The organism is Mesorhizobium sp. M7A.F.Ca.CA.002.15.2.1 (genome assembly GCF_003998715.1).
Classification (GTDB): Bacteria; Pseudomonadota; Alphaproteobacteria; order Rhizobiales; family Rhizobiaceae; genus Mesorhizobium; species Mesorhizobium ciceri.
Genome location: NZ_RZPI01000932.1, coordinates 1 through 1,610, shown reverse-complemented (window position 1 = coordinate 1,610; position 1,610 = coordinate 1). Strand labels below are relative to the sequence as shown.

2 protein-coding genes are annotated in these 1,610 nt (G+C 61.1%); both read right to left on the bottom strand.

From position 1 onward, the window contains the following. Positions 1-1,178: Xaa-Pro peptidase family protein (locus ENZ74_RS31255; protein WP_140736587.1), on the bottom strand; the 1,178-nt coding region annotated here is incomplete at its 3' end. Between the two features lie 62 nt (positions 1,179-1,240). Further along, positions 1,241-1,462 (bottom strand): hypothetical protein, encoded by a 222-nt coding sequence (locus ENZ74_RS31250; protein WP_127224205.1) that lies wholly within the window; start codon positions 1,460-1,462, stop codon positions 1,241-1,243. Positions 1,463-1,610: the final 148 nt, after the last annotated feature.

The window sequence follows — 1,610 nt, the reverse complement described above, 5'->3', positions numbered from 1 at the left end:
CCCCTGTTCCACCCCCGGCCCCGATCACCGAACATCACGTATCCGCTCTCCGTCACCGCCAGCGTGTCTTCCAGCTTGATGAAGCCCCGTGTCGGGTGAAGCATGGTCGTCTCCACCGACAGCACCATGTTCTTCTCCAGCGGTTTGGCCGCATAGGTGCCTTCATAGGTCACCGGGTGGTTGGTCATCAGGAACGGCGCCTCGTGCGTGATCAGCCCCATGCCATGGGCGAAGAAATCCGTGTAGGGCGCGACCTTCGAAGCCTTCAGCACGCCCTCGGCATGCGAAATCATGTCGCCGCCCAGCGTGCCCGCTTTGACTTTTGAAAAGGCCGCCTGCTGCACCGTCTCGACCTCGGCCAGCAGATCTTCCAGCTCGGCATCCGGTTCGCCGAGAATGCCCATCCGGCAGAGGTCGCCTATATAGCCGTGATAATTGCCGCCGGAATCGATTGACAGCACCTCGCCTTTTTTCCACGCCTGCGGTGAAGCGGCGCGGTTGTGGCTGGCACCCAGCGTCAGCAGGCAATATTCGAAATGGATGCCGCGATTGGTTTCCTCGCGCCGCAGCTGCTCGATGATCTCGCTTTTAGTCGTGCCTTCACGCGCCCAGGCAATGGTCGCCAGCATGGAATCGGTGATCAGTTCGGAGGCCGTGCGCAGCTTCTCCAGCTCCGCATCGGTCTTGATGGCGCGCATGCGCTCCAGCATGTCGGTCGCATCGATCAGCCTGGCATCCGGCAACGCCTTGCGGATCAGCGTATAGGCGTCCGATGGCAGGAAGCCAGGCTCGATGCCGATGCGCGCGCCGGCCTTGCCGATCTTCTGCAGGTGCTCGACCGCAAGGTTGGCGGCGTCGAGCGTGCCCCAGCAGGCGGCGTGCAGCGTCGGCGTCCAGAACGGATTGTTCTGGTGCTCGCCGCCCTCCATGCGGTTGCCGATATAGGCGGCATGGTCCGGCCCGCCCTTTTCGTACACGACGATCGGCAGGTACCGGCTGTGGCCGATCGCATCCATGGCGGCGAAGAAGATGAACTTGTAACCGCCCAGCAGGTATTGCGTGTTGTGCTTGGAGGTGGCGAGCAGCACATCGATGCCGGCCTCCTCCATCAGCCGGTCGACCCTTGCCTGGTCGAACGGGATATTGCCGACGGCATTCTTGCCCGGAGCAATGTTCATCTCTCTCTCCCTGAATTGCCTGGGACCGCCGGCCGTTCCGCTCGCGATCCCCTGGCCATGACTCAAATCTGCACCATTTTGCCCGTTCTGGTCCAGCCAGAAATAGGGCAAACAGCACCGTTCCATGTCATCATACCTTTGTCCGTCGCATATCCCATCAATTTGGTCCTACCAGATTGACGTGATAGAAGCGCATATTCCAAACTGGTCCAGCGGACGAAAATTTCAAAGCCAAGCGAGGATGCGCCAATTCCGTCTCTGGCGAAACCCTCGGCAAGGCTCATAATCGCCGCCGCAAGGATGCTGGCGGGCTTGCCGGCGTTCGAGGGGTATTGGCGCGCCCAACCGGGTCGCGGAGAGGACGGAGTTCGATCATGTCAGGTTTCACGATTTCCAGGCGCACGATGCTTTCCGGCTCGGCAATGCTGCTGG

Excerpts from the sequence above, each read along its gene's own strand:
- ENZ74_RS31250 (WP_127224205.1), bottom strand. The coding sequence starts at position 1,462 with ATGAGCCTTGCCGAGGGTTTCGCCAGAGACGGAATTGGCGCATCCTCG.